24 protein-coding genes and 1 pseudogene are annotated in these 26,002 nt (G+C 60.5%); 15 read left to right on the top strand and 10 right to left on the bottom strand.

From position 1 onward, the window contains the following. The first annotated feature begins 5 nt into the window (after positions 1-5). The 5 genes and pseudogenes from LC354_RS03750 to LC354_RS28240 all read left to right on the top strand — a co-directional run. Positions 6-428, top strand: a complete 423-nt coding sequence (locus LC354_RS03750; RefSeq protein ID WP_223421505.1) for a substrate-binding domain-containing protein — start codon at positions 6-8, stop codon at positions 426-428. Between the two features lie 64 nt (positions 429-492). Beyond that, complete coding sequence (locus LC354_RS03745; protein ID WP_223421504.1) at positions 493-1,335, top strand: fumarylacetoacetate hydrolase family protein; 843 nt, start codon at positions 493-495, stop codon at positions 1,333-1,335. After that, on the top strand, positions 1,332-2,612 hold the full coding sequence (locus LC354_RS03740; protein WP_223421503.1) for an L-fuconate dehydratase: 1,281 nt from the start codon (positions 1,332-1,334) through the stop codon (positions 2,610-2,612). The genes LC354_RS03745 and LC354_RS03740 overlap by 4 nt, the downstream gene beginning before the upstream one ends. Then, positions 2,609-3,580: an aldo/keto reductase gene (locus tag LC354_RS03735; RefSeq protein WP_223421502.1), complete on the top strand. Its 972-nt coding sequence runs from the start codon at positions 2,609-2,611 to the stop codon at positions 3,578-3,580. Before LC354_RS03740 ends, LC354_RS03735 begins: the two co-directional genes overlap by 4 nt. Positions 3,581-3,842: 262 nt before the next feature. Beyond that, positions 3,843-3,979, top strand: a pseudogene (locus LC354_RS28240) (ISNCY family transposase); the annotation flags it as partial. A gap of 709 nt (positions 3,980-4,688) precedes the next feature. On the opposite strand, the gene LC354_RS03730 reads toward LC354_RS28240, so the two are convergent. The 7 genes from LC354_RS03730 to LC354_RS03700 all read right to left on the bottom strand — a co-directional run bounded on the left by LC354_RS03730 (position 4,689) and on the right by LC354_RS03700 (position 12,991). Then, on the bottom strand, positions 4,689-6,632 hold the full coding sequence (locus LC354_RS03730; protein ID WP_223421501.1) for a multiheme c-type cytochrome: 1,944 nt from the start codon (positions 6,630-6,632) through the stop codon (positions 4,689-4,691). Positions 6,633-6,732: 100 nt separating this feature from the next. After that, positions 6,733-8,070, bottom strand: coding sequence for a BatD family protein (locus LC354_RS03725; protein ID WP_223421500.1), 1,338 nt, complete (start codon positions 8,068-8,070; stop codon positions 6,733-6,735). Further along, positions 8,070-9,590: a vWA domain-containing protein gene (locus LC354_RS03720; RefSeq protein ID WP_223421499.1), complete on the bottom strand. Its 1,521-nt coding sequence runs from the start codon at positions 9,588-9,590 to the stop codon at positions 8,070-8,072. The genes LC354_RS03725 and LC354_RS03720 overlap by 1 nt, the downstream gene beginning before the upstream one ends. Next, complete coding sequence (locus tag LC354_RS03715; RefSeq protein ID WP_223421498.1) at positions 9,583-10,611, bottom strand: VWA domain-containing protein; 1,029 nt, start codon at positions 10,609-10,611, stop codon at positions 9,583-9,585. The genes LC354_RS03720 and LC354_RS03715 overlap by 8 nt, the downstream gene beginning before the upstream one ends. Next, the gene (locus LC354_RS03710) at positions 10,575-11,054 is read right to left on the bottom strand and encodes a DUF4381 domain-containing protein (RefSeq protein ID WP_223421497.1); all 480 of its coding nucleotides are present in this window, start codon (positions 11,052-11,054) and stop codon (positions 10,575-10,577) included. The genes LC354_RS03715 and LC354_RS03710 overlap by 37 nt, the downstream gene beginning before the upstream one ends. After that, positions 11,051-11,986: a DUF58 domain-containing protein gene (locus tag LC354_RS03705; RefSeq protein ID WP_223421496.1), complete on the bottom strand. Its 936-nt coding sequence runs from the start codon at positions 11,984-11,986 to the stop codon at positions 11,051-11,053. The genes LC354_RS03710 and LC354_RS03705 overlap by 4 nt, the downstream gene beginning before the upstream one ends. Before the next feature lie 9 nt (positions 11,987-11,995). After that, the gene (locus tag LC354_RS03700; RefSeq protein ID WP_223421495.1) at positions 11,996-12,991 is read right to left on the bottom strand and encodes an AAA family ATPase; all 996 of its coding nucleotides are present in this window, start codon (positions 12,989-12,991) and stop codon (positions 11,996-11,998) included. 263 nt (positions 12,992-13,254) lie between these two features. Here LC354_RS03700 and LC354_RS03695 point away from each other — a divergent pair, with 263 nt between their 5' ends. The 5 genes from LC354_RS03695 to LC354_RS03675 all read left to right on the top strand — a co-directional run bounded on the left by LC354_RS03695 (position 13,255) and on the right by LC354_RS03675 (position 18,095). Next, positions 13,255-13,665, top strand: a complete 411-nt coding sequence (locus LC354_RS03695) for a rhodanese-like domain-containing protein (protein WP_223421494.1) — start codon at positions 13,255-13,257, stop codon at positions 13,663-13,665. An 8-nt stretch (positions 13,666-13,673) separates the two neighbouring features. Then, a complete protein-coding gene (locus tag LC354_RS03690; RefSeq protein ID WP_399202893.1) occupies positions 13,674-14,537 on the top strand; it encodes an MBL fold metallo-hydrolase in 864 nt (287 codons plus the stop codon). A gap of 103 nt (positions 14,538-14,640) precedes the next feature. Next, complete coding sequence (locus tag LC354_RS03685; RefSeq protein ID WP_223421492.1) at positions 14,641-15,912, top strand: acetylornithine deacetylase/succinyl-diaminopimelate desuccinylase family protein; 1,272 nt, start codon at positions 14,641-14,643, stop codon at positions 15,910-15,912. A 153-nt stretch (positions 15,913-16,065) separates the two neighbouring features. Next, positions 16,066-17,538 (top strand): ABC transporter substrate-binding protein, encoded by a 1,473-nt coding sequence (locus LC354_RS03680; protein WP_223421491.1) that lies wholly within the window; start codon positions 16,066-16,068, stop codon positions 17,536-17,538. Positions 17,539-17,699: 161 nt separating this feature from the next. After that, on the top strand, positions 17,700-18,095 hold the full coding sequence (locus LC354_RS03675; protein ID WP_223421490.1) for a (R)-mandelonitrile lyase: 396 nt from the start codon (positions 17,700-17,702) through the stop codon (positions 18,093-18,095). An 85-nt stretch (positions 18,096-18,180) separates the two neighbouring features. Here LC354_RS03675 and LC354_RS03670 read toward each other — a convergent pair whose 3' ends face one another. From LC354_RS03670 to LC354_RS03660, 3 genes are read right to left on the bottom strand one after another with little or no spacing between them, the layout of a single operon-like run. Beyond that, positions 18,181-19,290: an acetoin utilization protein AcuC gene (locus tag LC354_RS03670; protein ID WP_223421489.1), complete on the bottom strand. Its 1,110-nt coding sequence runs from the start codon at positions 19,288-19,290 to the stop codon at positions 18,181-18,183. Between the two features lie 6 nt (positions 19,291-19,296). Beyond that, complete coding sequence (locus tag LC354_RS03665; RefSeq protein ID WP_223421488.1) at positions 19,297-19,773, bottom strand: anthrone oxygenase family protein; 477 nt, start codon at positions 19,771-19,773, stop codon at positions 19,297-19,299. 4 nt (positions 19,774-19,777) lie between these two features. Beyond that, positions 19,778-20,374, bottom strand: a complete 597-nt coding sequence (locus tag LC354_RS03660; protein WP_223421487.1) for an NAD(P)H-dependent oxidoreductase — start codon at positions 20,372-20,374, stop codon at positions 19,778-19,780. A gap of 74 nt (positions 20,375-20,448) precedes the next feature. On the opposite strand from LC354_RS03660, the gene LC354_RS03655 reads away from it, so the two are divergent. From LC354_RS03655 to LC354_RS03635, 5 genes are read left to right on the top strand one after another with little or no spacing between them, the layout of a single operon-like run. After that, positions 20,449-21,081: a TetR/AcrR family transcriptional regulator gene (locus tag LC354_RS03655; RefSeq protein ID WP_223421486.1), complete on the top strand. Its 633-nt coding sequence runs from the start codon at positions 20,449-20,451 to the stop codon at positions 21,079-21,081. A gap of 10 nt (positions 21,082-21,091) precedes the next feature. Further along, on the top strand, positions 21,092-22,039 hold the full coding sequence (locus LC354_RS03650; RefSeq protein ID WP_223421485.1) for an ABC transporter permease: 948 nt from the start codon (positions 21,092-21,094) through the stop codon (positions 22,037-22,039). Continuing rightward, positions 22,036-22,851 carry an ABC transporter permease gene (locus LC354_RS03645; RefSeq protein WP_223421484.1) on the top strand — a complete coding sequence of 272 codons (816 nt, stop codon included), beginning with the start codon at positions 22,036-22,038 and terminating at the stop codon, positions 22,849-22,851. Before LC354_RS03650 ends, LC354_RS03645 begins: the two co-directional genes overlap by 4 nt. Then, complete coding sequence (locus tag LC354_RS03640) at positions 22,848-24,437, top strand: ABC transporter ATP-binding protein (protein ID WP_223421483.1); 1,590 nt, start codon at positions 22,848-22,850, stop codon at positions 24,435-24,437. Before LC354_RS03645 ends, LC354_RS03640 begins: the two co-directional genes overlap by 4 nt. Then, positions 24,430-25,872: an aldehyde dehydrogenase family protein gene (locus LC354_RS03635; RefSeq protein ID WP_223421482.1), complete on the top strand. Its 1,443-nt coding sequence runs from the start codon at positions 24,430-24,432 to the stop codon at positions 25,870-25,872. Before LC354_RS03640 ends, LC354_RS03635 begins: the two co-directional genes overlap by 8 nt. Positions 25,873-26,002 lie beyond the last annotated feature (130 nt).

Raw genomic sequence — 26,002 nt, 5'->3', positions numbered from 1 at the left:
GCCTTTTGTTCCGTCAAACGATCAAATATGCACGCTCGGGCCTGTTGGGCCAATATGGCGGCGGCGACCAGCTGGAATCGACCGAGATCACCCGTGCCTTGCTGGCCGCGCATCCCGACCTGAAGGGTATTTTTGGCACCAATGAAGGCTCGGCCATCGGCGTCGTCAATGGTGTCCGCGAGAGCGGCGCGGAAGGCATCACGATCGTCGGTTATGACAGCGGTCAGGCGCAGATGGACGCGATCCGCGAGGGCCTGATGGCCGGTGCGATCACTCAGAACCCGGTCGGCATCGGCTACGAAACGGTAAAGGCCGCCGTCGCTGCCGCCAAGGGTGAAGCGGTTGCAGCCGATATCGACACCGGTTTCTATTGGTACGACGCCACGAACATCGACGATCCCGAGATCGCCGCGGTTCTCTACAAGTAACCTATCCCACGACCGGGCGCCCATGTGGCGTCCGGTTCCACTTACCTGAAGACACGAGGCAGCGATGAAGCTCTTGCGATATGGACCCAAAGGTCACGAGAAACCCGGATTAATGGATAACACAGGCACGATCCGCGACCTGTCCGCCCATGTAGACGATATCGCTGGCGATGTGCTGACCCCCGACGGACTGGCGCGACTGGGCAAGATCATTGCCGACGATCTGCCTGCCGTCGACGGCGCATCGCGTATCGGCCCTTGCGTCGGGCGCGTTGGAAAATTCATCTGCATCGGTCTCAATTACGCAGACCACGCCGCCGAAAGCGGCCTGCCGGTTCCCGACGAACCGGTGGTGTTCAACAAATGGACCTCGGCAATCTGCGGCCCCAATGATGATGTCGAAATCCCACGCGGCTCGAAGAAGACCGACTGGGAAGTTGAACTCGGCATCGTCATCGGCAAGCCCGGCCGCTACATCGACGAGGCCGACGCGCTGGACCATGTTGCAGGCTATTGCGTGATCAATGACGTCTCCGAACGCGAATGGCAGATTGAGCGTGGCGGATCCTGGGACAAGGGCAAGGGCTGCGACACCTTCGGACCGACCGGACCCTGGCTGGTCACGCCGGACGAGGCTGGCGACGTCGGCAACCTGAGGATGTGGCTCGAGGTTGACGGCAAACGGTATCAGGACGGATCCACCGCGACGATGATCTTCGGCATTGCCCATATCATTCACTACGTCAGCCAATTCCTGTCGCTGCAATCCGGCGACGTGATTTCGACCGGGACGCCGCCGGGTGTCGGAATGGGGCAGGACCCGCAGGTCTACCTCAAGGGCGGCGAAACCATGCGCCTGGGCATTGAGGGGCTGGGCGAGCAGACGCAAAAGGTTGTGCAGGCATGAAGATCACCGGTCTGAGAACGGTCGATGTCCGCTTTCCCACGTCCGACTCGCGCGACGGTTCGGACGCAATGAACCCGGACCCGGATTATTCGGCCGCCTATGTGGTGTTGGAGACGGACGGCGCGCACGAAGGGCACGGCCTGACCTTTACCATCGGGCGCGGCAACGAGATTTGCATCGCCGGTATCGAGGCCTTGCGCCCTTTGGTGACAGGTTTGGAGCTCGACTGGATCGCCGAGGACATGGGCCGCTTCTGGCGTCATATAACAGGCGACAGCCAGTTGCGCTGGATCGGGCCGGACAAGGGCGCGATCCACCTCGCTACGGGTGCCGTGGTCAATGCTGCTTGGGATCTCTGGGCCAAGACCGAGGGCAAGCCGGTCTGGCAGTTGGTCGCAGACATGGCCCCTGAGGACCTCGTGCGCTGCATAGACTTTCGTTACCTGACGGACTGCATCACACCGGAATGGGCGCTGGAACATCTGCGCAGCTTGGAGGCCGGGAAAGTTGACCGTATTGCAACGCTCAAGGCCGAGGGCTATCCTTGCTACACGACCTCTGCCGGCTGGCTGGGCTACGGTGACGACAAGCTGCGCCGCCTGTGCCGGGAAGCGGTGAATGCAGGCTTCAACCACATCAAGCTGAAGGTCGGCCGCGACCTGGAGGACGACATCCGCCGCCTGACCATCGCCCGTGAGGCGGTTGGCCCGGACGTCAATCTGATGATTGACGCCAACCAGGTCTGGGAGGTGGACGAGGCAATCGAATGGACAAAAAAGCTCGCCTTCGCCAAGCCGTGGTTCATCGAGGAACCGACCAGCCCTGACGACATCGCCGGACACCGCCGCATACGCGAGGCCGTGGCCCCGGTGCAGGTGGCGACCGGCGAGATGTGCCAGAACCGCATCATGTTCAAACAGTTCATCATGGAAGGCGCCATCGACGTCGTGCAAATCGATAGCTGCCGCCTGGGCGGGCTGAACGAGGTGCTGGCGGTCATGTTGATGGCGGCGAAATACGGGTTGAAGGTCTGTCCCCATGCCGGCGGTGTCGGCCTTTGCGAATACGTCCAGCATATGTCGATGATCGACTATCTTTGCATTGCAGGCACCCGCGAAGGCCGGGTGATCGAATTTGTCGATCACCTGCACGAGCATTTCGAAGACCCCTGCGTGATCCGCGACGCGGCCTACATGCCGCCCGAGCAACCGGGTTTTTCGATCCAGATGAAACCGGACAGCCTCGAAACCTACCGGTTCAAGGGGGCCGGGACATGACAGCGATGGCATGGAAACAACTTGGCCGAACCGGCGTGAAAGTGACGGAAGTTTCCTTTGGCACCGCCAGCATCGGCAATCTGTATCGCGAGGTTGACGATGCCGACGCGGCAGACGTGCTGGAGGCGGCATGGGCGGGAGGCCTGCGATATTTCGACACCGCGCCGCACTATGGCCGGGGTCTGGCGGAACAACGCCTCGGGCGGTTCCTCAAGGGGCGCGACGCGGCAGTGGTCTCGACCAAGGTCGGGCGCGTTCTGTCGCCTGCCGCTGCACCGATCGCGGAGGCTGACGGTTTCGTAAACCCCGCCCAGAACGACGTGCGCTATGACTATTCCGGTGACGGCATCGAAGAGAGTTTCGAGCAAAGCTGCGAACGGTTGGATCGGAATCACATTGAGATCCTCTATGTGCATGACATCGGGCGCTTCACCCATGGCGATGAAAATGCCGGGCATATGGAGGATTTTTTCGGTTCCGGCTATGAGCGTCTGGTCCGACTGAAGGAGGCAGGGCGCATCGGTGCCTTTGGGCTGGGCGTTAACGAATGCGAGGTCTGCCTTGAGGTGATTGACCATGGGCCGCTTGACGCGATCCTGCTGGCCGGGCGACTGACCTTGCTCGACCGATCGGCCGAAACAGACCTGGTGCCACGTTGCCGCGAGGACGGAAGCAGTCTGGTGTTGGGTGGTGTCTTCAACTCCGGCATCCTTGCCACAGGCCCGGTCGAGGGGGCAACCTACGGTTACGGTCCCGCCTCACGAGAGATACTGGATCGCGTCGCGTCGCTGCAATCCCGGGCCGAGGCCGCGGGTCTGCCCTTGCCCACCGCCGCGCTGCATTTTGCGTCTCGCCATCCGGCGACGACATCTGTGCTATTGGGCACCGCCAAGGCCTCAACCCTGGAACGTAACCTCAAGGCTTTACGGCAGGAACTGCCCGAGGGGGCCGAGGCCGCGCTGGTCTGATCGGCGGTGCGGTATCGTCTGGCTCAGCGTCGCCCGAGGGAGACCTTTGCACGGTACCACGGCTTTGAACACATCAACAAAAAAGGCAACAGTCATAGTGTATCCCGGACATATATGCGATAGATTTCAAAGGGCAGGCCGTAGATTAAACACCATAATACAGATTATAAAATAAATCGGAATTTGATCTCAAAGCCGAAGTGTCACCCATAAGCGAAGCAGAGGTGTCACTCTGCCCTAAAACGATTGAGAGTGATCAGGCATGGGATCGGTGATGATGAGCGAGCGCGAGTTGGCCGTGTAGAAGTGTTGGCCCAGGTCGATGATGGATGGCTGAGTGTTCAGAACGGCGCGGACACGTTGGATTTGACCAAGCGGCAGATGTTTCGGCTGCGGAAGACCTAGTGCATGGATGTCCCAGCTGCGATCTGACACAAAGCGCCCCACCCGACAGACGCTATCATCCTTGCGGGAGTGCGTTTTGGTTTCGACACGGGCTCATCCTGCACGGTACGACATTCGCCACCTACGCGGTGCTGACACGGGATCTGCCGAACGGCGCATCGGTCACGACGGAATGGTTCGAAAACCTGCCTTCACCAATTCGCCCCAAGAAATCGCCATTCGTAACCGTCTGTGCGCGCGCTGTCCCAACATGGCCTTTATTGTGAAGCTCCGAGGTTTTCCGGAAATGCGCGATCTCGAACGCGCCGCCATGACCTTTCTGAATGCGCTGCCGTTTCAGTCATATAGCGCAATATGAGAATAGAATAGGTGCGACGAAGGCCACCCGACCTTCAGCCGTGAAAGCAACTTCGTGTAGAAGTCGCGCTTTTTGTCGGTGCAAAATTCATTTCGAACAGGTTGATGCGGTTCCATGACGAAGCCATATGCCAAGTCAACAGATTGTATCGAGCGCAGTCACCACGCTGCCAGGACAGCTTCTGGCGAGATTTGCGCCCTATGCCAGCCAGCAAAACTTGGTTGTAGCTCTTCGGCAGATGGGACGCACCGTAGATACCCGAAGCACGCAGACTTCAATATGCCACGTAAGGGTGTGTCGCAAATCACGTCACCCGCACCCACTCCGGGACACAGTCGCTTTTCCTTACAGCAAATCCGCCCGCAACAGATACAGCTCGACACTATCAGGGTTGGCTGCAATGGCGCGATCGGCCGTTTCCAATGCGGCTTCGGCATTGCCCATGGCGGCATGGATTCGGATCATCATCACCCAGGCTTGGATCAACTGTGGATCAAGCACGGTCGCCTCGCCAAACGCACGCAAAGCAGAGTCCATCCGACGCGTCGTCAGCCCGATCCCGCCCATGACGATATGCGTTTCGGGGAAATCCATCTTGGCCGTCAACGACCCCTGCCAGTCGCCCATCGCGGCGCTCAGGTTCTGCGAAATACGGTCTGGCATACGCGCGATCCGCAAGCTCAGGAATTCGCGCGCCGCCGCGATCCGCACCGTCTTGACCGGGTCCGCCAACAGATTTGTAAGCCGGGCAGGCCGAACGGTTTCAGGTGCGCCGCGTTGAACGCCGACCGCCGCCGCACGCACCAACGGATCCGGGTCGCGCAACAAGGGTTCCAACCGTTCGGCAAGATCGGGCGACGCGACATTGGTCAGCATTTCAAGCGCGGTTGCGCGCACGATACCGGGCATCTCGGGGTATTCGGCAAGCCCCGCCAAAGCGTCGGTATTGGCGGCAAGGTTCGAGCGGGCCGCCGATATGATCTGCCCATAATGCGGCCCACGGTGCAAACTGTCCGGAAACCGGCTTTCGATGGCCGCAGCGGCCCATGATGCGGTTTCTTCGCTGTGACAGTCGTTACAGGCGTTCGGCGACCGGGTCTCGATACTCAGATCGGGCCTCGGAATACGGAACGAGTGATCCCGTCGCCCGTCCACGACCATGTAATCACGTTCGATCATGTGACAATTTTTGCACTGTGCACCTTCAGTCCCGACCTCATGAAAGTGGTGGGACGGATCGTCGTAGATCTGACGGGTCAGTGTCGGGAAATCCGGGTTGCCCGCCTCGGAATGGCATTGCGTACAAAGCCCGTTGCCCTCCACACGCAGCTCCGCCGAATGTGGCTCATGGCAGTTTTTGCAGGTCACCCCCTTGGCATACATTTTGGACTGCAGGAACGAGCCGTAAACATAGACCTCGTCGAGGATCTGTCCGTCCGCATGATAGCTTCCGTCGCGCAACGGGCTCAGGCGATAGGCATCGTGATAGGGCGTTCCGGGCAGCGGGTTGCCGTCGTCAAAAGGTTCGCGGCGCGAATGGCAGGTTGCACATTGCTGCACATATGCTTCGCCCCCTGCGGACATATCGATGGTAAAGCCCATTTCCGTCAGGCCGGTCCAGAGAGATTGCGTGGTTTCAAGCTGGTTGGCCCAGGCCAGATGCGCCTCACCGGGCCCGTGGCAGGCTTCGCAGCCGACACCGATTTCGGCTTGCATACTGGAATAACTGCGGGTGACCGGAGAGTAGTTCTTGTCGAAATCCGTAGCGTGGCACTCCGCGCAGCGCGCGTTCCAGTTCTTGTAGGGACCGGTCCAGTGCAGTCCGTTCCCCGCATAAAGCGCCTGATCCGGATAAAGGTGATACCAGCGCTTTTCTTCGGTGTCCCAGACCACATCAAAGGACTGAAGCTTGCCCGGTTCGGTTTCCAGCAGATATTGCTGCAAGGGTTCGATGCCGACCACGCTGTGAACCGGATAGCTGGTGATGTCGCCCGTGGGGCCATCGGTTTCGATCATATAAGTGCCGTCTTCGCGGTAAAACCGCGACGTCACACCGTTGAGGGTAAAGGTGGTGTCGTCAAAATCACCCAGAACATTCTCCGGCAATGTCGGGGTCCAGGCCTTGGCATGGTGTGACCCTTCCCACGCCTCGATCGCGTCAATATGGCAATCGGCGCAAGCCGCCGTACCGACATAGTTTGGCATAGCGTTTTCTTGTGCAAAAACCGCAAGTGTCGTGGTCAACACAAGCCCAACCGCCCAGAGGACTGTTTTGATGTTATTGATCATAGCGACAGGCGACCTTTCGTACCCTTCAAGCGGCTTACCCTAAGGAACACCAACGCAGAGGCAACCCTCAAACACCGTCCGGCGGGTCGTTGCAATGCGCCTATTGCTGCTCTTTGAAGGAGATCGTCTGACGACCCGCTTGGGTAAAGGGGTTGAGTGCGGGCAAGGCATCCTGTCCGCCCTTGGCGTGACGCACAAAAACGCGTGGTTGATCGGCGCGCAAGGCGCTTTGGATCGCGGGCCAGTATGTCGTATCCTCATCGCTCGCAGGGTCATCGCTGTATGTCTTTTGCGTCAACGCCCGGATGGCCTGCGCCAGATCGGGCGCGACGGGATATCCCCGGCGTGTCCGTTCATCCAGCGCAGTTAGCACGCCATTCAAATTCCGTGCCTTTGCCTGTTTCGCAGCGTTGCGATGTACCGCATTGGCAGTGGCAGCGTAGCGCATCTGAAGGTTTTGATATTTTTTTGCCAGAGGTGGCCACAGGATCCTGCGAGCCCCCCAGGCCAATACCGCCAACAAGCCCGCAATAATGACCCATCGAAGGATTGTGGCGGGGTCCGGCGGCGTGCGTTCGACGGGCGGCATTGCGACCTCGACACTGCGGCCTTTCAATACGATCTCTTCGATCCCATTGGTTTCGATATTGTACCATCTGAGGGTGATATCGGGGAAGACGACACCGCCACCGGCCTGCGCGATATAGCTGACCTGTTCGTGGCGTGTGCCAGACATGACACCTCGCTCAATTTTTTCAGTCACTTTTGCGTCTTCCGGGTAGGCCAGAAACGGCAACGCTTCGGCGTCCGCATCTTCCGGCTGCACGCTGTCCGAGCGCGGCGGCGCAGTGTCCAGCAAAGGCGGGACAAACAGGGCGGAGGCTCCGTCAACCGAGATGTCAAGCGCTCTGACCACCGCATCACCGACCGCCAGCGCGCCCTCCGCCACCTGCCAGCTTTGGTCAATCGTAACCTCCTGCGCGATGATCAGCGGATCAAGGGCACGCGCGCCCTGCGGTACGGTTGCGCGGATCGTGGTCGCCGGGACGTCCACGGTCAGCGAAACATCCTCGTTCGTGTCCGTGTTCTTGTAGACGAGGGACAGCGTTTGCGCCGATATCTCAATCTCTCCGGCACGGGTAGGATATATCCGATAAGTGCGGGTCACGCCAGACCATGTGTCGCCATCGATTTTCTCACTGACGGGCAACGTTGATTTTTCTGGCAGGCGGACAATCAGACCGGGCATTTCGAATGTGGGGAACACGGGCGCGCTTGGCATGAACGTCGGCACCAACACTTCGATCCGCAGCAGATAGGGCTGGCCGACGACCACCTCTTCCTGGTCCGCCGTCACCGTGATCCTCGGGTCTTGTGCCCAGCCGAAGCTGCCAAGCAGAGACGCAAACAAGAACACCAAAGTAAGCAACCTGCGCATCAGTTGTCCCCCTGCGCATTTTCCAACCGGAACCGGGACTGCAGGAATTCTCCGACCTGTGTATCCACGGCCCGCATCCAGTCTTCGGTCGAAAGGCCTGCGGGCGCATCTTCTGACGGTTCGCGTTCGATCTGCATCTCTTCGCCCTGCCCGCTTTCGTTGTCAAAGACCGTCTCATCGGCTCCGATCCCCGACTGCTCGCCTGTGTCCGACGCCGCTTGGGTGCTTTCAACATAAGCGACAATGGCCTTGGCCGTCGCGAGGTTTTTCTGTGCAGTCACGTTGCTCGGATCGCGTTCCAACGCCTTTTCAAAGGCGCGTATGCCGTCGTGATATTTGCGGTGGCGCAAAAGGGCGATCCCTTCGCCGTTCGCACCTGCCGATGTTTCGATAAACCCATAGGCCTCGGCTGCCTCTTCATACCGGCCCGCAACAAGCAGCGCATAGGCGCGCCAGTCCGCATCCTGAAACTGGTCGGCAGCCCCGCTGAAATCCTTGGTGTTGAAACTGATCTGGCCTTGCTGATCCGGCGTCAGAAACCAGTCTCTCCACCCCTCAGCCTGCGCGGGTTTGCCAAACGATCCAACCAGCAGGAATGCCAATCCCCAGCGCATGGTCCAGCCACGCCGGAACCATGGCAAGAACAGCAAGAGCGCGGGCCATGCCAGCAGCCAGCCTTTGTCTTCCCAATCCTGCCGCGTATCTTCCAAAAGCGCCTCACGGTACGCCGACAAGACCCGCCGCTCAATCTGATCCAGATCGGTATCATCCGGCGTGATCCGCACAACGGATGCATTGTCGATCTGATCCAGTTGCGGGATTTGCACACCCTGCCCCGCAACCACAAAAAAGATCACAGGAGCGCGTTCTGCGGCACCTTCGTTGAAGGCCGCCACGTTGGCCGGGTTCAGATCGTCAAGAACAAACAGGATTGCGCCGGGCGTGTCAGACTTTGCAATTTCCCCCTGCGCGAGGGCCAGTGCCTGGTCGGCACGATCGCCTTCCTGTGGCATGATATCCGGTGAAAGGCCGGACAGATAAGAGCGCACGATGTTGGGATCTTCGGTCAGAGGTGTGACCCGGTGGGCCGATCCTGCATAGGCAAAAAGCGCTGTCTGCGCCCCCCCACGCCGTTCGATCAGGTCGAGGATCTTGAACGATGCCCGTTTGTGCCGCGTCGGTTGGACATCGACATTCTCCATCGACGGCGTGACCTTGAGCACGACTGCCAAAGGCGCAGTCTGGGCCAAGAGCGGATTGGTCATACGGCTCCATGTCGGCCCGGCCGTTGCAACGACCAGCATGGCAAGTGTCAGCGCCATCCCGTCGATGGGATAGACGCGGCGTCCGCTCTGCGATCCAACGGTCAGCGCGCGCGCCAGATGGGGTGCAAGCCCTTCGGCCATATCCTCTCGGGCGACACGGCGCGGACGAACCTGCCACCAGATCAAGGCAATGGGCACAAGCGCCAGCAACCAAAACGGACGCAGGAAATGAAAGACGCCGATCAGGTCAGCCATGCGCTACCCTCCGCCGCGCAGACAGCATGAGGCCCAAAAACAGAACGATCCCCAAAAGAACGGTCGCCGCAAAGGCATAATAACCCACCGAGGTCTTGGGCTGGAAGGTCGTCGTCTCAACCAGCCGGGGGTTCAATCGGTCAATCTCCGCATAGATCTCGCGCAGGCCTTCGGTGTCATTGGTCTGGTAGAAACCGCCGCCTGCGCGCGTCGCGATTGCTTCAAGCGTCGCCAGATCCACCCGCTGCTCTCCGCTCCCGTTCGGATCACCGACCCCGATCGTATAGATTTTAACGCCTTTGCTTGCTGCAATCTCGGTCGCGTTCTCCGGGCTCATCTGACTGTTTGTATCGGCCCCATCACTGAGCAGAACCAACAGGCGTTGCTCAACGTCTGAGGCTTCAAATGTGCGCAAGGCAAGCCCGATGGCATCCCCGATAGCGGTATGTGGCCCTGCCATCCCGACCTGAGTCTGTTCCATCAGTTCGGCCGCACTGTCGAGGTCTTCGGTAAAGGGGGTCTGCAGATAGGCGCTTGATCCAAACACGATCAACGCGATCCGGTCGCCGTCACGCTCCGCGATGAAGTCGTTGATCACACTTTTGACCGCATCGAGCCGTTGCAGGGGCTTGTCGTTTTCGTCCCGCAAATCCCGTTCATCCATGGAGCCTGATATATCAACGGCCAGCACCAGATCACGCGCTGCCTTTTCGATCACGATGGGGTCGCCCAGAATTTCGGGGCGCGCCAGACCGATCACCGTCAGACACCAGCAACAAATGGCGACGGCCATCTGCCACCGGCCCCGCTTGCGGATCACGGCCCCTTGCGCGGGTTCTTCGCCTGCGGCCTCAGCAAGGCTGCGGAAAAACGGAACCCGCAAGGCCTGCGCCTGCTCACGGTGTGCGGGCGCAAATTTCCAGACCAGAAACGGCAACGGCAACGGCAGCACAAGGAACGCCCATGGAAACGCAAAGGACAACATCAGGTTGGCCCCGCTTTGCGATGGCTCTTGATCCATTGCGCGGCCATGGCGGGCAGGTCCTTGTTCGGGTCTTGCGGGCGGTACGGAGATGCCGCCAGAACACGTCCCGCATCGGAACTGGCGAACTTTACCCCAGGCGCCGCCTGATCCAGAAACGCAAGCCACTGCACACCATGTAACTGAGACACCGTCTCACGCGGAAAGGCAGACAGCGCCGTTCGGCGTAGAACGTCCGCAATCCGGGCGGGATCGTCGCCCGCCTGATTGAGCGCGACCAATGCCGCGCGCCGATACGCGTTTGCGCGATGCCGTGCAACCAAGGCCCAGACCAACACACCCAGTGCAACAAGAACCAGCGCAGCAACCCAGATCCATCCCGCCGTCTGAGGCCACATCGAGATCGCGTCGGGCGCGTCCGGACGTATTAGCAGATCGTAAAGTTCGACCAGATCCAGATTGGCAAGATCTTCCTCACTCATCTGCGCGCCCCTCCCCCGCCCAAAAGACGCACAAGTTGCGGCAAGGTTTCCTCGGCGGTGGTCAGGGGCACCACCGGCACGCCGTACTTACCCGAAAAGTCGAACAAAGACTTCAGGCGGCCGCTGCTATACTCCGCCAAACGGCGGCGCACGGTTTCGTCACCTACATTGACCTGCGCCTGCAATTCGCCATCCGAAACGATCATGTTCAAATCCGGCGGCAACTGTTGGGACGTCGGATCAGAGACACTGAACAGGATCAACTCATTGTGCTGAGCGATCCGGCGGAGGCTCTTTTCGGTCGCATCGTCCCAGCCATCGAAATCGCTGAACACGATGACGAGCCCCCCCGATTTCGCGATCCGCGCCGCCGCCTTGATCGGTTGGCTTAGCGGAATAGGCCTGACCGAGGGTGCTTGGGCGTTCAGCCTGCAATTGGCCTGCGCCAGATCATCCAGAAACCGGTTGAGCGCGCGGGCGGAGGATTGCGGGCGAATTTCCGTCATGCCGGTATCATCAAAGATAATGCCACCTACCCGGTCGCCCTTGGCGCGCACGCGGAAGGCAGACAAGGCCGCCGCCTCTGCCGCCGTCACGGATTTCATGTTCAGTTTGCTGCCGAAAAACATCGACATCCGCTGATCCACCACCAGCAACACCGGCCGGTCCCGCTCTTCGGTATAAACCCGAACATAGGGCGTGCCAGTGCGTGCCGTCACCTTCCAGTCGATGGTGCGCACGTCATCGCCTATCGCGTAATGGCGCAATTCCTCGAAATTGAGCCCCCGTCCTTTGATCTTGGAGGCATGTTGGCCATTCAGAATACTGTTGGAGGGTTGCCGGGGTCGAAACGTGATCGACCGGGCACGTCCTTTCAAGGCACGCAAATGAGCGAGGTCGACATGAATGCGCGGATCGAGTGGCTCGGACATGGTGCCTCCTTACGGCAAGGCCACCTTGGACAACAAAACATCGATCACATCGTCTGGCGAAACGCCCTCCCCCTGCGCCTCGTAAGACAGGGTCAGACGATGCCGCAAAACATCATGGGCCACCGCGCGCACATCTTCGGGGTCAACATAGTCGCGCCCCGCCAGCCACGCATGGGCCCGTCCGCATTTGTCAAAGGCCAGCGACGCGCGCGGGCTGCCGCCAACTTCGATCCATCGCCCAAGATCCTCGGACAGCGCGGCAGGCATGCGCGTTCCGTAAACCAGATCGGCCATGTAGCGTTCCATCGCCTCCGAGACGTGGATATCCGCAATCTCCCTGCGGGCCTGAAAAACGGCATCCTGCGGGATGTCTGGCACCTTTCCCTCTGTGTCAGGCGTCTGGCCCGCGTCGGCCTCTTGCTTGGCGGCTTCCTCGGCCCGAACCAGCCGAATGACCTTCACTTCGTCTTCAATCGGTGGATAATCCACGCGGACATGCATTAAAAACCGGTCCATCTGCGCTTCGGGCAAGGGATAGGTACCCTCTTGTTCGATGGGGTTTTGGGTCGCCATCACGATGAACAAGGGCGGCATCTTGTGCGTGGTCCCGGCCACCGTGACCTGGCGTTCTTCCATGGCTTCAAGCAAGGCCGCCTGCACCTTGGCAGGGGCGCGGTTAATCTCGTCTGCCAACACGATATTGGCAAAGATCGGACCCGGGTCAAACTTGAACGACGCCCCCTCGGGTGTCTGGTGATACACTTCCGTGCCTGTCACATCCGAAGGCAAAAGATCAGGCGTGAACTGAATACGGCTGAACGCGGCGTCCATGTTCTCGGCCATCGCCTTTACGGCACGGGTCTTGGCAAGGCCCGGCAAGCCCTCGATCAACAGATTGCCGTTGGCCAGCAAGCCGATCACCAGTCGTTCAACGACGTCACGCTGACCGATTATGGAAGCGCCCATTCGGGTTTTTAGGTCTTCGATCTGGGCAAGTGCAGTCACGATATCATCCGTTTACTAAGAGAGCGCTCATTGGGTCAAAGGCCACATCGGGTCCGGCCTGAAGGGACAGTATAGCTTCTGCCACATCCCCATTGGCAAGGTCAAAGTCGCCCGGCCCCGGCGAAGGACGCGGATCATGCACAACAAATGGCCAGGGTCAAAAACCGAAGGCGGCTCGCGGCCGGACCGCTCGTAATCTCGAACGACCTTGCTCAAACCAGACATGACTGGCACAGTCCGAAGCGACTGGATTAGGATTTATCATGGCCCTCAAAACCTCAGCAGCCACCCTTGTGGCCAATGCCCGCGCACGGATCAAAGAGGTCGACACATCAGATGCAATCGCAATGGTAGACGACCCCGATGTGATCATTGTCGACATCCGAGATGTGCGCGAACGACAGCGCAGCGGATACATCCCCGGCTCTGTCCACGCGCCGCGCGGCATGATCGAGTTCTGGGTCGACCCCGACAGTCCCTATTTCAAGGAAGTGTTCGGACAATCCGACAAGAGCTACCTCTTTCATTGCGCTTCTGGCTGGCGGTCGGCGTTGACGGTGGCCACCCTGCAAGACATGGGCTTTGACGCAGCGCACTTGCGCGAAGGGTTCTCGACCTGGGAAAAACAAGGCGGACCTGTCTCGCACGATACCAAAAACGAGGGGGCCAAATGACGCCGGACATGTCCCAGCACCCCATTGTCACACCGTTTTTTGACGCGCGGTCCAACACCATTTCTTATGTCGTGCAGGAACCGAACGGACGCAACTGTGCCGTGATCGATGCGGTGATGGATATCAACTATGCCGCCGGGGCGCTCAATTTCGACGGGGCCGACGCGATTATTGCCCATATCAGAGACCACGATCTGATCCTTGAATGGATCATAGAAACGCATGTGCATGCTGATCACCTTTCCGGCGCGCCCTATATTCAGCAGACGCTTGGGGGCAAAATCGGCATCGGCGCCAGGATCACGGAAATACAGGATACCTTCGGCAAGGTGTTCAACGAAGGCACCGAATTTCAGCGCGACGGCTCGCAGTTCGATGCGCTGTTCGAAGATAACGATACCTACCAGATCGGAGCCATGACCTGTTTCGCGATGCACACGCCGGGCCACACACCCGCCTGCATGGTGCATGTGATGGGCGATGCCGCCTTTGTAGGGGACACGCTGTTCATGCCCGATGGCGGCTCGGCCCGTGCGGATTTTCCGGGCGGAGATGCAGGCGCACTTTACGACAGCATCATGCGCGTCCTGTCCCTGCCAGACGAAATGCGGCTCTTTATCTGCCACGACTACGGACCGGGCGGACGGGCCATTTCCTGGGAAACAACCGTTGCCGAGGAACGTGAAAAGAACATCCATGTGGGCGGCGGCAAGACCCGTGACGACTTCATCAAATTCAGGACCGAACGCGACGCCCAACTGGCCATGCCCAGCCTGATCATTCCAGCCTTGCAAGTGAACATGCGCGCAGGTGAAATCCCCCGCGATGCTGCGGGCGACATGGCCCTCAAAGTCCCCTTGGGCAAACTCTAACCTATCGGTCCGGCGTCTCTGTTCCAAAAAATCCTCCCCGAAGGGTCGGCCAGATGCATGTTCTGGTCTTGCCAATCTGTGCGCACGGGCCAACACTCGCATCATGACGCTCACAGACCGCATAGACGCAAAACGGGACGACCTGATCGCACTGACACAGGCGCTCATCCGGATCCCGACGCTGAACCCCCCCGGCAGGCATTATCATGATATCTGCGCGCTTCTGGACGCGCGGCTAAAGGCGCACGGATTCGAAACGGAGATGATCCGGGCCTTTGGCACACCCGGCGACAGCGCAACATACCCGCGCTGGAACCTTGTCGCCAGACGCAGCGGCAAGCGCCCCGGCGATTGCGTGCATTTCAACAGCCATCACGACGTTGTCGAGGTCGGACACGGCTGGACCCGTGATCCCTTCGGTGCAGCGGTGGAAGGCGACAAGATCTATGGGCGCGGCGCCTGCGACATGAAAGGCGGGCTGGCATCCTCGATCATCGCCGCCGAGGCGTTCATCGAAGAATTTCCGGAGTTTCAAGGCGCAATCGAAATCAGTGCGACCGCGGACGAAGAATCCGGTGGCTACGGCGGCGTCGCCTATCTGGCGGAGAAAGGGTATTTTTCTCCGCAGCGGGTCCAGCATGTCATTATCCCCGAGCCGCTGAACAAGGACCGGATTTGCCTTGGCCACCGTGGCGGCTGGTGGGCCGAGATCGAGACGAAAGGCGAAATTGCACATGGCTGCATGCCCTTTCTCGGCGATTGCGCCGTGCGCCATATGGGGGCCGTGCTGGACCGGTTCGAAACCGATCTGTACCCCGCCATGGCGAACCGCTTTACCGAAATGCCCGTTGTGCCCGAAGGCGCGCGGAATTCGACGATGAACATCAATTCGATCCATGGAGGTCAGGCGGAACAAACCGCCGATTATGATGGCCTGCCCGCGCATTGCGTCCCGGACAGTTGCCGCATTGTGATCGACCGGCGGTTCCTGGTCGAGGAAAACGTCGACGATGTGCGCGGCGAAATCGTCGCCTTGCTGGAGGGTTTGAAAGCCTCGCGCGACCGGTTCGATTATGAAATGCGCGAGCTCAATGTCGTGCTGCCGTCCATGACGGACCGAACGGCCCCTGTGGTCGAAACCGTCCATGCCGCCATAGAAGCCATCCTCGGGGTCGCACCTACTTATGTCGCCTCTCCCGGGTCCTACGATCAAAAGCATATCGACCGGATCGGAAAATTGCGCAATTGCATCGCCTATGGACCGGGCGAACTGGAGCTGGCGCACAAACCGGACGAATGGATCGGGATTACCGATATGCTGGACAGCGCCAAGGTCATGGGACACGCTTTGGAAACGCTTCTCTTGCCGGCCTAGAACGCGCTTTCCGGCACGGAAAGCGGCCGGACTTCGTGTCGAAGTCCGTTGCGCCACAGAACAATCCGTCACATCATCGCGGCAAAGCGTGCTTGCAGAATGCGCCGTTTAAGGGAAAGCTAACGGGTAAAGTCCACCGATTGGGAGATCACGATGCTTAAGACACTGACCATGACCGCCGCTGTACTGGCGCTCAGCGCGGGCACCTTGTGGGCAAAGACCGATATCACGGTCGCGCTGCAACTTGAGCCACCGCATCTGGATCCGACCTCGGCTGCCGCCGGGGCCATCGATTCCGTGCTCTATTCCAATGTCTTCGAAGGGTTGACCCGGTTCACGGGCGACGGTGCCATCGTGCCTGGCCTTGCCTCCTCCTGGGAAATCTCCGACGATGGGCTGACCTACACGTTCACCCTGCGCAGCGGTGTGACCTTTCATGACGGCACGACGATGGACGCGGAAGACGTCAAGTTTTCTCTCGATCGTATCCTCGCCGAAGACAGCGCAAACGCGCAGAAAGCGCTCTATAGCGCGATCAGCAACGTCGAGGTCGTTGACCCGCAGACCGTTCGGCTGACCCTCTCCGAGCCCAATGGCAACATGCTCTTCAACCTGGCCTGGGGCGATGCCGTAATCGTAGCCCCCGAAAGCATCGAGAGCATCAAGCAAACGCCCATCGGCACCGGCCCCTTCAAGTTCGACCTCTGGAACCAGGGCGACCGGATCGAAATGAGCCGATATGACAAGTATTGGGGCGATGCCCCGGCTCTGGACAAAGCGACGTTCAAATTCATCTCCGACCCCACCGCCGCTTTCGCCGCCGTGATGGCCGAAGATGTGGATGTATTCAGCGGCTTCCCCGCCCCCGAAAACCTGCCGCAATTTGAAGCGGATCCGCGTTTTCAGGTCCTCGTCGGCTCCACCGAGGGCGAAACAATCCTGTCGACGAACAACAAGCAGGAGCCCTTCGACGATGTGCGCGTGCGTCAGGCCCTGGCCCACGCCATCGACCGTCAGGCGATCATCGACGGAGCCATGTTCGGCTATGGCACACCTATCGGCACCCATTTTGCCCCTCACAATCCGGCCTATGTGGATCTCACGGACGGCTCTGCCTTTGACCCCGACAAGGCGCGCGCCCTTCTGGCTGAAGCAGGCCTGCCCGACGGGTTTGAGACCACGCTGCACCTGCCGCCGCCCTCTTATGCGCGGCGTGGCGGAGAGATCATCGCGGCCCAACTGGCCGATGTCGGGATCAAGGCCGAAATCATCAACGTCGAATGGGCCCAGTGGCTGGAAACCGTGTTTCGCGGCAAGAACTTTGGTCTGACCATCGTCAGTCACACAGAACCGATGGATATCGGCATCTACGCCAATCCCGACTACTATTTCCAATACGATAACCCCGCCTTCCAGGAGTTGATCACAACGCTCAACAGCACAACCGACCCCGAAGCGCGCGCGACCCTCATGGGTGATGCGCAAAAGATTATCGCAGAGGATGCCGTGAACGCCTACCTCTTCCAGCTGGCACAATTGTCTGTGGCCAAGGCCGAAATTCAGGGCCTTTGGACCAACGCGCCGACACAGGCCACCGACCTGACCGGGGTCAGCTGGGGCGAATAGCCCGAAACGTCAGGCGGGCAACAAGCCGCCTGACACTTCTCTGTTCCAAAAAATCCTCCCCGAAGGGTCGACCGGACACAGGGGCAAAACGGCAGATATCTGTCCCGTAAGGCGCACCTGTCGGAGCGCCACCGTTCCAGTTCACAGCATAGGATATGCACATGCAGATACATCCGGCAGGCAGTCGCCCCAGCCAACGGGCGAACCCCGATTACTTCACCGGCACCGTCTGGCAAGATCCGATCATCATGGCCCCCGAACCGGCGCGCCTGCATGCGCTGACCGTATATTTCGAACCGGGCGCACGAACGGCGTGGCACACCCATCCGCTGGGGCAAACGCTGCATGTCACGCAAGGGTCCGGGCTGATCTGCAAACGGGGCGAAACACCACAGAGCATTCGCGCAGGCGACACGGTGTGGATTCCTGCGTGCGTGGAACACTGGCATGGGGCCGGGCCCACCACTTGCATGACACATATCGCGATGCAGGAATGCGACGAAAACGGCGCAGCAACCTGGCTCGAACAGGTCTCGGATCAGGATTACGGAAGCTGATTACACGTCCAAAACACGCGGTGGAGAATGTGGACATCACCACCGCATCGCTTCATCCAAGAGCAAGTCGCCGTTCCGCTGATCGTCACGGCTCCCCGCCAAGCGCAGAGATCCGCCTTCGCACGTCTTGACGGATCGGGCCATGACGCGGCGCGTCGGCCAGCGTCGTAAACCAGTGATCCGGCGGGTTACGCCCACGGCTGTTGCCCTCAAAGCGCAGCGCACGCAGGACGGCCTCGGCCTTTAGGTCCAGACGATCGGGCACTTCGAACCCGTTCAGCGTGGCCCACACGCCGGTCCAAAGCCGCCCGACAGACCATGGATTATACCCGCCGCCACCCAGCACCAGAAAACGCGGCGCCACTCTCATCAAGCCTTTCACAATCGACCAATGCGCCTGATTGGACAGTGACAGATGCGCTTGCGGGTCTTCTTCGACCCCGTCCGCGCCACATTGCAGAACGATCGCATCAGGGCGATGCGCTATCACGCGGGGCAAAATCATATCGTCGCGGATCAAGGCCATCTCGTCATCATTCAACCCGCGCGGCACCGGCAGATTGACCGTGCTGCCCTGCCCCGTCACCCCCAAGGCCCCTGTGCGCGGCCAGAGCCCGTCTTCATGCACCGAAATCATCAGCACATCGGTGTCGTCGCCAAAAGCGACCTCAACCCCATCCGGGTGATGCGCGTCGATATCGATGTAGGCGACGCGACGCGCGCCGTGTCGCTGCAACGACAAGATCGCCAGGACCGGATCGTTTAGATAGCAAAATCCCCCCGCCCGATCCGGCATACCGTGATGCGTGCCGCCTGCGGGGTGATACACGATACCGCCCTCCGCCAGCAGCTCACCCGCCAGAAACGAGCCTCCTGCTGCAGTGGCCGGGCGGCGGTACATTTCCGGAAAAATCGGGTTTGACGGCGTCCCCAAAGCATGTCGGGCTTTGACACTATCACTCACCTCTTGCGCCGCCTCGGCCGCATGCAGGGCCGCCACATAGTCCGGCGTATGCCACGCGGTCAGGGCAATCGGTTTGACACGCGGGCTGGGCATAAAGCGTTCAGACGGCAACCACCCCATCGCACGGCTGAGGTCCATCACGGTCGAGACGCGTGGCACCCGCAAGGGATGCCACCTGCCATAGGTTGAGCGGCGATAAATCTCGGATCCGATAAAGATGGGCGATTTCATGCAGTGTTATGTAAGGGGATGCGTCCCAATAGCGAGCGCTGCTTGCAAATAGCAAAGGCTCGCAATCCCGGCCGCCAGCGTGCGCACCGTGTTCAGCCGGGTCCAGTGGGTCAAATAAGTTGGCCAATACTTTGCGGGATCGTCCGCACGATCCAGCCTGTTGTTCATCGGGACATTGCCCAACATGGTTACGCCGAGCACGCCAACACAATAAACGCCGCTTGCCAAAAATACCCAACCCGCGCCCTGCGGCGACCCAGCCCAAAAAATCCAAAATGCGACCCCCAATGCCAACGGGCCGAGCACCAGCAACAAGGGCACAAAACTCGCACGCAAAATCACGCGATTGATGGAGACCATGGCTGCCGCCCCCTGTGGCATGGGAAGCCCTCCGAGGGCGCGCATTACAAAATCCGAAAAAGCATAGAAGACGCCCGCGACAAGACATGTGGCAAAGGCCATCAATGACAGGAAAATCACCATGACCCTACCCCGCCAGTGCCGCGGCGGCACCCATGTTCTTGGCACGTGCAAGCCATTTGTCCACTTGTCCGTCCTTGGCCAGTTTAACCGATCCGAACTGCACGACAGCTCGCGGCTGAATGCCACAAAACTTCAGCACCTGATTGCGCATGACCCGCCGGGCGGGCCGATGATAGACAAGCGTGTCCAGCCATGGCGGCGTGTCCGACGTGATGATCGCATCCCCAGTCCGACCAGCCAGCAGCTTGTCCCAGCCCATGCCACGCTTGTGGTATTTAAACCCAAATCCGGGCAACAGCGCCGTATCCAGAACCGCTTTGGCCCGTGCCGGCATCGCGCCCCACCAGTAGGGATGCACAATCAGAACATGATCCGCCCATGTGACGTCGTCTTGCCAGCGTTGCAAATCCGGGGCGAGCCGGGTCGCGTCATGATCCGCACCGTAACCGTCAAAATCGGCAGCGAACTGCATATCCGAAAGCTCCATGATCCGAACCTCGGCGCCGCGCGCTCTTGCCCCGTCCGCATAGCGGGCCGCAAGGGCGGCATTCAAAGAGCCGGGTTTGGGGTGCGCGACCCAGATGAAAATACGTTTGGCCATAGGTTGTCCTTTCAAAGCTTCCAGCTTGACACAGTGTCAATTGACAGCCTGTCAAGTATGTGTAACTTTACACTATGTCAAGTGCAAACTCCGATACTCCGACCCGCATTCTCGAATCCACTCTGGCCCTGCTTGAAGCGCCGGGCGGCAAACTGCCAACCATGTCTGACATCGCAAAAGCCGCCGGCGTCAGCAGGCAGGCCGTCTATCTGCATTATCCCAGCCGCACCGATGTGCTGATCGCGGCCACGCGATATCAGGATCAGATGCTGGACATGGACACCGCCCTCGCGCCCAGCCGGACCGCTGCAAATGGACGTGAAAGGCTGGATGCTTTCGTGACCGCCTGGTGCAATCATGTGCCCAAGATCCATGGGGTGGCTCGCGCGATCATGGCTCTCACCAGCACCGATGCCGAAGCAAAAGCCGCGTGGGATATCCGCATGACCGATCTGCGCGAAGGCTGCGCCGCCGCCGTTGCCGCGCTGGCCCGCGATGGCACCCTGCCCGACAGCATGGATCAGGCCAAAGCCACCGACCTGCTCTGGGCCCTGCTCTCGATCCGAAACTGGGAAAACCTGACGCAAACCTGCGGCTGGGAACAGTCCCGCTATGCCATGACAATCCGGGCGATGGCCGTTGCGACACTGACCCAAGATACGGGCCCCCTGACAGACGCGCTTGCCTGTCCCGAACCACCCGCCTAACGTCAGCGCAATGTTGCGCTATACATTGAAACGGCTTCTGTCCCTGCTGATCAGCCTTGCCATCGCATCGCTGGTGATTTTTGCCGTGATCGAGGTGGCCCCCGGTGATCCCGCATCCTTTATGCTCGGGATGAATGCGCAAGAAGATACGCTCGCCGCCCTGCGGGCGGAACTGGGTCTCGATCAGTCGAAATTTCAGCGGTATCTGACCTGGGTCACCGGGATGATGCAGGGCGATTTCGGCACCTCGTATCAATACCGCACCCCTGTGGCCGGGATGATCGCAGACCGGCTGTGGGTGTCGTTGCCTCTGGCGCTCTATGCGCTCCTCCTCTCGACCGCGATTGCCTTTCCGGCGGGCATCTACGCAGCGGCCCGGCGCGGCAAGCCCGGCGACATGGGCGTGATGGGGGCCACGCAACTGGGCGTCGCGATCCCCAATTTCTGGTTTGCCATGATGCTGGTCCTGATCTTTGCAATCAATCTGCGCTGGTTCTCCGCAGGCGGCTTTACGGGCTGGGACAAGGGCGTATTTGCCGCGCTCAAATCGCTCACTTTGCCGGCCATCGCCCTCGCCCTGCCGCAGGCCGCCATCCTCGCACGGGTCATGCGTTCCGCCCTGCTCGATGTTCTGGGCGAGGATTTCATGCGCACCGCCCGCGCCAAGGGCCTCAGCCGCGGCCAAGCTCTGCGACGCCACGGGCTGCGCAACGCGATGATCCCGGTGCTGACGATTCTGGGGCTGCAGTTTTCGTTCCTGCTGGCCGGCGGGATCATCATTGAACAGGTGTTTTACCTACCCGGCCTGGGGCGGCTGATCTTCCAGTCGATCTCGGCCCGTGATCTGATTGTCGTGGAATCCGTGACGATGCTGCTGGTCTTTGCGGTGATCATGGTGAACTTTGCCGTCGATCTTGCCTATGCTGCCGTTGATCCCCGGCTGAGGGCGCGGACATGAGGCGGAACCTGATGATCGGCGGCGCGCTCTCTGCGCTGATGGTGCTGGCGGCGTTGGTGTCCTTCGTCTGGACGCCGTTCGCGCACACGGCGATGGACATTCCCGCCAAGCTGCAACCGCCAAACGGCACCCATTGGCTGGGTACGGATCATTTCGGGCGCGATATCCTGTCGATGATCATGGTGGGCGCGCGTACCTCGATCGCCGTGGCCTTTGTGGCCGTCGGGATTGGCGTGGGTCTCGGTGTGCCGCTGGGCCTGTGGGCCGCAGCGCGGCAAGGCGGCTGGGTGGACGAGATCATCATGCGCGGCAATGACCTGATCTTTGCCTTTCCGTCGCTGGTCATCGCCATCCTGATCACAGCGATTTTCGGGGCCGGAGCGGTCAACGCGATCATCGCCATTGGCATCTTCAACATCCCCGTCTTTGCCCGTGTTACACGCGGCGGTGCCCTGCCCCTTTGGGCGCGCGAGTTCATTCTGGCCGCTCGGGTTGCGGGCAAGGGCGCAGCGCGGATCAGTGTCGAACATATCCTGCCCAACCTCGCCAATCTGTTGATCGTGCAGGCGACCATACAATTCTCGTTGGGCATTCTGGCCGAAGCCGCACTGTCGTACGTGGGCCTTGGCGCACAGCCGCCCACCCCCAGTTGGGGGCGGATGCTGGCGGACGCCCAAACGTTGGTCAGCATCGCGCCGCATATGGCGCTGGTGCCGGGGTTCGCAATCATTCTGACAGTGCTGGGCCTGAACCTGCTGGGCGATGGATTGCGCGACGCGCTAGATCCGCGCCTACGCGAGGCGCGGACATGAGCCTTTTGCAGATCCGCAACCTCACACTGTCCATCAATGGAACGGCCATCCTGCACGATGTGTCCGTCGATATCGCCCCGGGCGAGGTGGTCGCGATCACCGGTGAAAGCGGATCCGGCAAATCCATGACCGCGCTCGCCACCATGCAATTGTTGCCCGATGGCGCGGAAACAACGGGCCAGATCGTCTTGAGCGGTCAGGATGTGACGCAGCTTGGCGAGGCCGCCATGTGCGGTCTGCGGGGCAATGCAGTGGGCATGGTTTTTCAGGAACCGATGACTGCGCTCAACCCCGTTCAGACCATCGGCGCGCAGGTGGCGGAAACCGTGCGCTTGCACCGACCCGACCTTGATCCGATGGCGCGCGCCGCCGAGGTCCTGACCCGCGTGGGCCTGCCACCGGGCAAAATCCCGCTGTCGCGCTATCCGCATGAGTTGTCGGGGGGCCAGCGCCAGCGGGTCGTGATCGCCATCGCCATCGCCTGCGGCCCGAAACTGTTGATCGCGGACGAGCCGACAACAGCGCTGGACGTCACGACACAGGCGCAAATCCTAGACCTGCTCAAGCAGCTCGCGTCCGAGGACGGCATGGGCCTGATGATGATCACCCATGATCTGGCGGTTGTGGCGCAGATGGCGGACCGTATCGCCGTCATGCAACATGGCCATGTGGTGGAGGCGGGCGACACGCCCGTCTTACTGGCCGACCCGCAGCACCCCTACACCAAGGCGCTCTTTGCTGCCTCAAACCATCGCGTCATCCTGCCCGAAACGCATCAGGACGCCCCTCTGTTACGGGTGCAAAACGTGGTGCGGGACTATGCCCTGCCCCGCACCACCCTCTTCAAGGCACCGGGGACGATGCGCGCGGTCAATGACGTCAGCTTTGACATTCCCAAGGGCGCGCGCATCGGCCTTGTCGGCGAAAGCGGGTGCGGCAAATCCACCCTCACGCGGGCCATTCTGGGGTTGGAGCCTGTCCAAAGTGGCACCATCACGCTGGGCGGTGAACCGGTATTCAGCGCAGGGCGGCCCAACCTCGCCGTGCGCCGCCGGATGCAGGTGGTGTTTCAGGACCCTTACGGCAGCTTCAATCCGCGTCACCGGGTCGCGCGGCTGATTACCGAACCGTTTCACCTGCTTGAAAGCAAGCCATCGGCGACTGAAAGGGCCGACCGGGTGGCCGAAGCACTCATCGCCGTCGGCCTGTCTCCCGCAGACGCGCAAAAATATCCGCACCAATTCTCGGGCGGGCAGCGCCAGCGGATCGCCATCGCCCGCGCTCTGATCATTCGCCCCGAACTGATCGTGTTTGACGAGGCGGTCAGCGCGCTCGATGTCTCGGTCCGGGCGCAGATCCTCGATCTGATCGCCGCGCTTTGTGGGCAGTACAATCTGACCTACCTCTTCATCTCGCATGACCTGAGCGTTGTCCGCACCATCACGGACCACGTTCTGGTCATGAAGTCCGGTGAAATTGTCGAACAAGGCCCGACCGAAGACGTGTTCACGACCGCCCGGCATCCCTATACTCAAACCTTGATCGCCGCTGCACCCACCCTTCCCGAAAGGATGCATCATGCTTGACGCCCTCTGGTTCGACCCCACCGAAATGCTGATCGGTGGGACGTGGCAGGCCGCCGCTGACACGCTGGCGCTGACAAATCCGTCCGACGGCAGTCATCTGGCCGACATCGCACGCGGAACGTCGCGGGATATCGACGCCGCCGTCACGGCCGCGCAGGCCGCACGCGCCGGGGATTGGGGACGGATGACCGCTCTGGAACGCGGACGCATCCTGACCGAAATAGGCCGCAAAGTGCTGAACCGGGTCGACACCTTGGCCGAGATCGAAGCGCATGATGTGGGCAAGCCGCTCACCCAGGCCCGCGCCGACGCCGTGGCGCTGGCCCGCTACATGGAATTCTACGGCGGGGCGGCGGACAAGGTGATGGGCGAAACCATCCCCTATCTGGACGGCTACACCGTCTATACCCTGCGCGAACCGCATGGGGTCACGGGGCATATCGTGCCGTGGAACTACCCGATGCAGATCATTGGCCGGTCCGTCGGGGCCGCATTGGCCATGGGCAATGCCTGCGTGCTGAAACCGGCGGAAGAAGCCTGTCTTACGGCGCTCGCCTTTGCCCGCATTTGCAACGAGGCGGGCTTGCCGGATGGCGCGCTGAATGTCGTACCGGGACTGGGGGCCGAAGCCGGGGCTGCATTGGCCGGGCACCCGCATGTGCAGCACATCAGCTTTACCGGATCGGTGCGCACCGGCGCGCTTGTACAGCAGGCGGCAGGCGCGCATGTGGTGCCTGTAACGCTGGAACTGGGCGGCAAATCCCCGCAACTGGTGTTCGAGGACGCCGATATTGACGCTGCATTGCCCTTTCTTGTCAATGCGGGGATTCAGAACGCGGGCCAGACCTGTTCCGCATCGTCGCGGATTTTGGTCCAAAGGGGCGTTTACGATGCCGTGCGAGATCGTATGGCCGAGGCCTATGCTTCCCTCAGTGTTGGCCCCGCAATGAACGACCTGCGCATTGGTCCACTGATATCGGCCCGCCAAAAAGACATCGTGACCGGCTTTCTCAACGGAGGGGCGGATCTGAAGATCGCGGCGCAAGGGTACCTGCAAGACGCGCCCGACACCGGGGCCTACGTTCTGCCCACCCTGTTCCAGGACGTCCCACCCGATCACAGCCTCGCCCGCGACGAGATCTTTGGCCCCGTCCAGGTCTTGATCCCGTTCGACACCGAACAGGAGGCCGTGCGCATCGCCAACGGCACCGATTACGGCCTTGTCGCCAGCATCTGGACGGCCAATGGCGCGCGCCAGATGCGACTGGCCAAAGCGTTGCAGGCAGGCCAGATCTTTATCAACAATTACGGTGCCGGGGGCGGGGTCGAACTGCCTTTTGGCGGCGTTGGCAGATCCGGCCATGGACGGGAAAAAGGGTTCGAGGCGCTCTATGGCTTTTCCACCCTGAAAACTGTGGCAGCCCATCATGGCTGAGGTGGACGCGCTTGGCTTTCCGCAAGACACGCCTTGCCGGAACGGCTCAGATTTTTCTACGAAAAATCTTCTACCGGCGGAGATGGCAGCCGATGCTACGTTCTCCACCCTGATCTTACAGAAAAGGAAC

Source organism: Tateyamaria pelophila (assembly GCF_019966495.1).
GTDB classification, from domain to species: domain Bacteria; phylum Pseudomonadota; class Alphaproteobacteria; order Rhodobacterales; family Rhodobacteraceae; genus Tateyamaria; species Tateyamaria pelophila.
The sequence above is the reverse complement of the archived record's forward strand: the minus strand, read 5'-3'. Positions and strand labels throughout refer to the sequence as shown.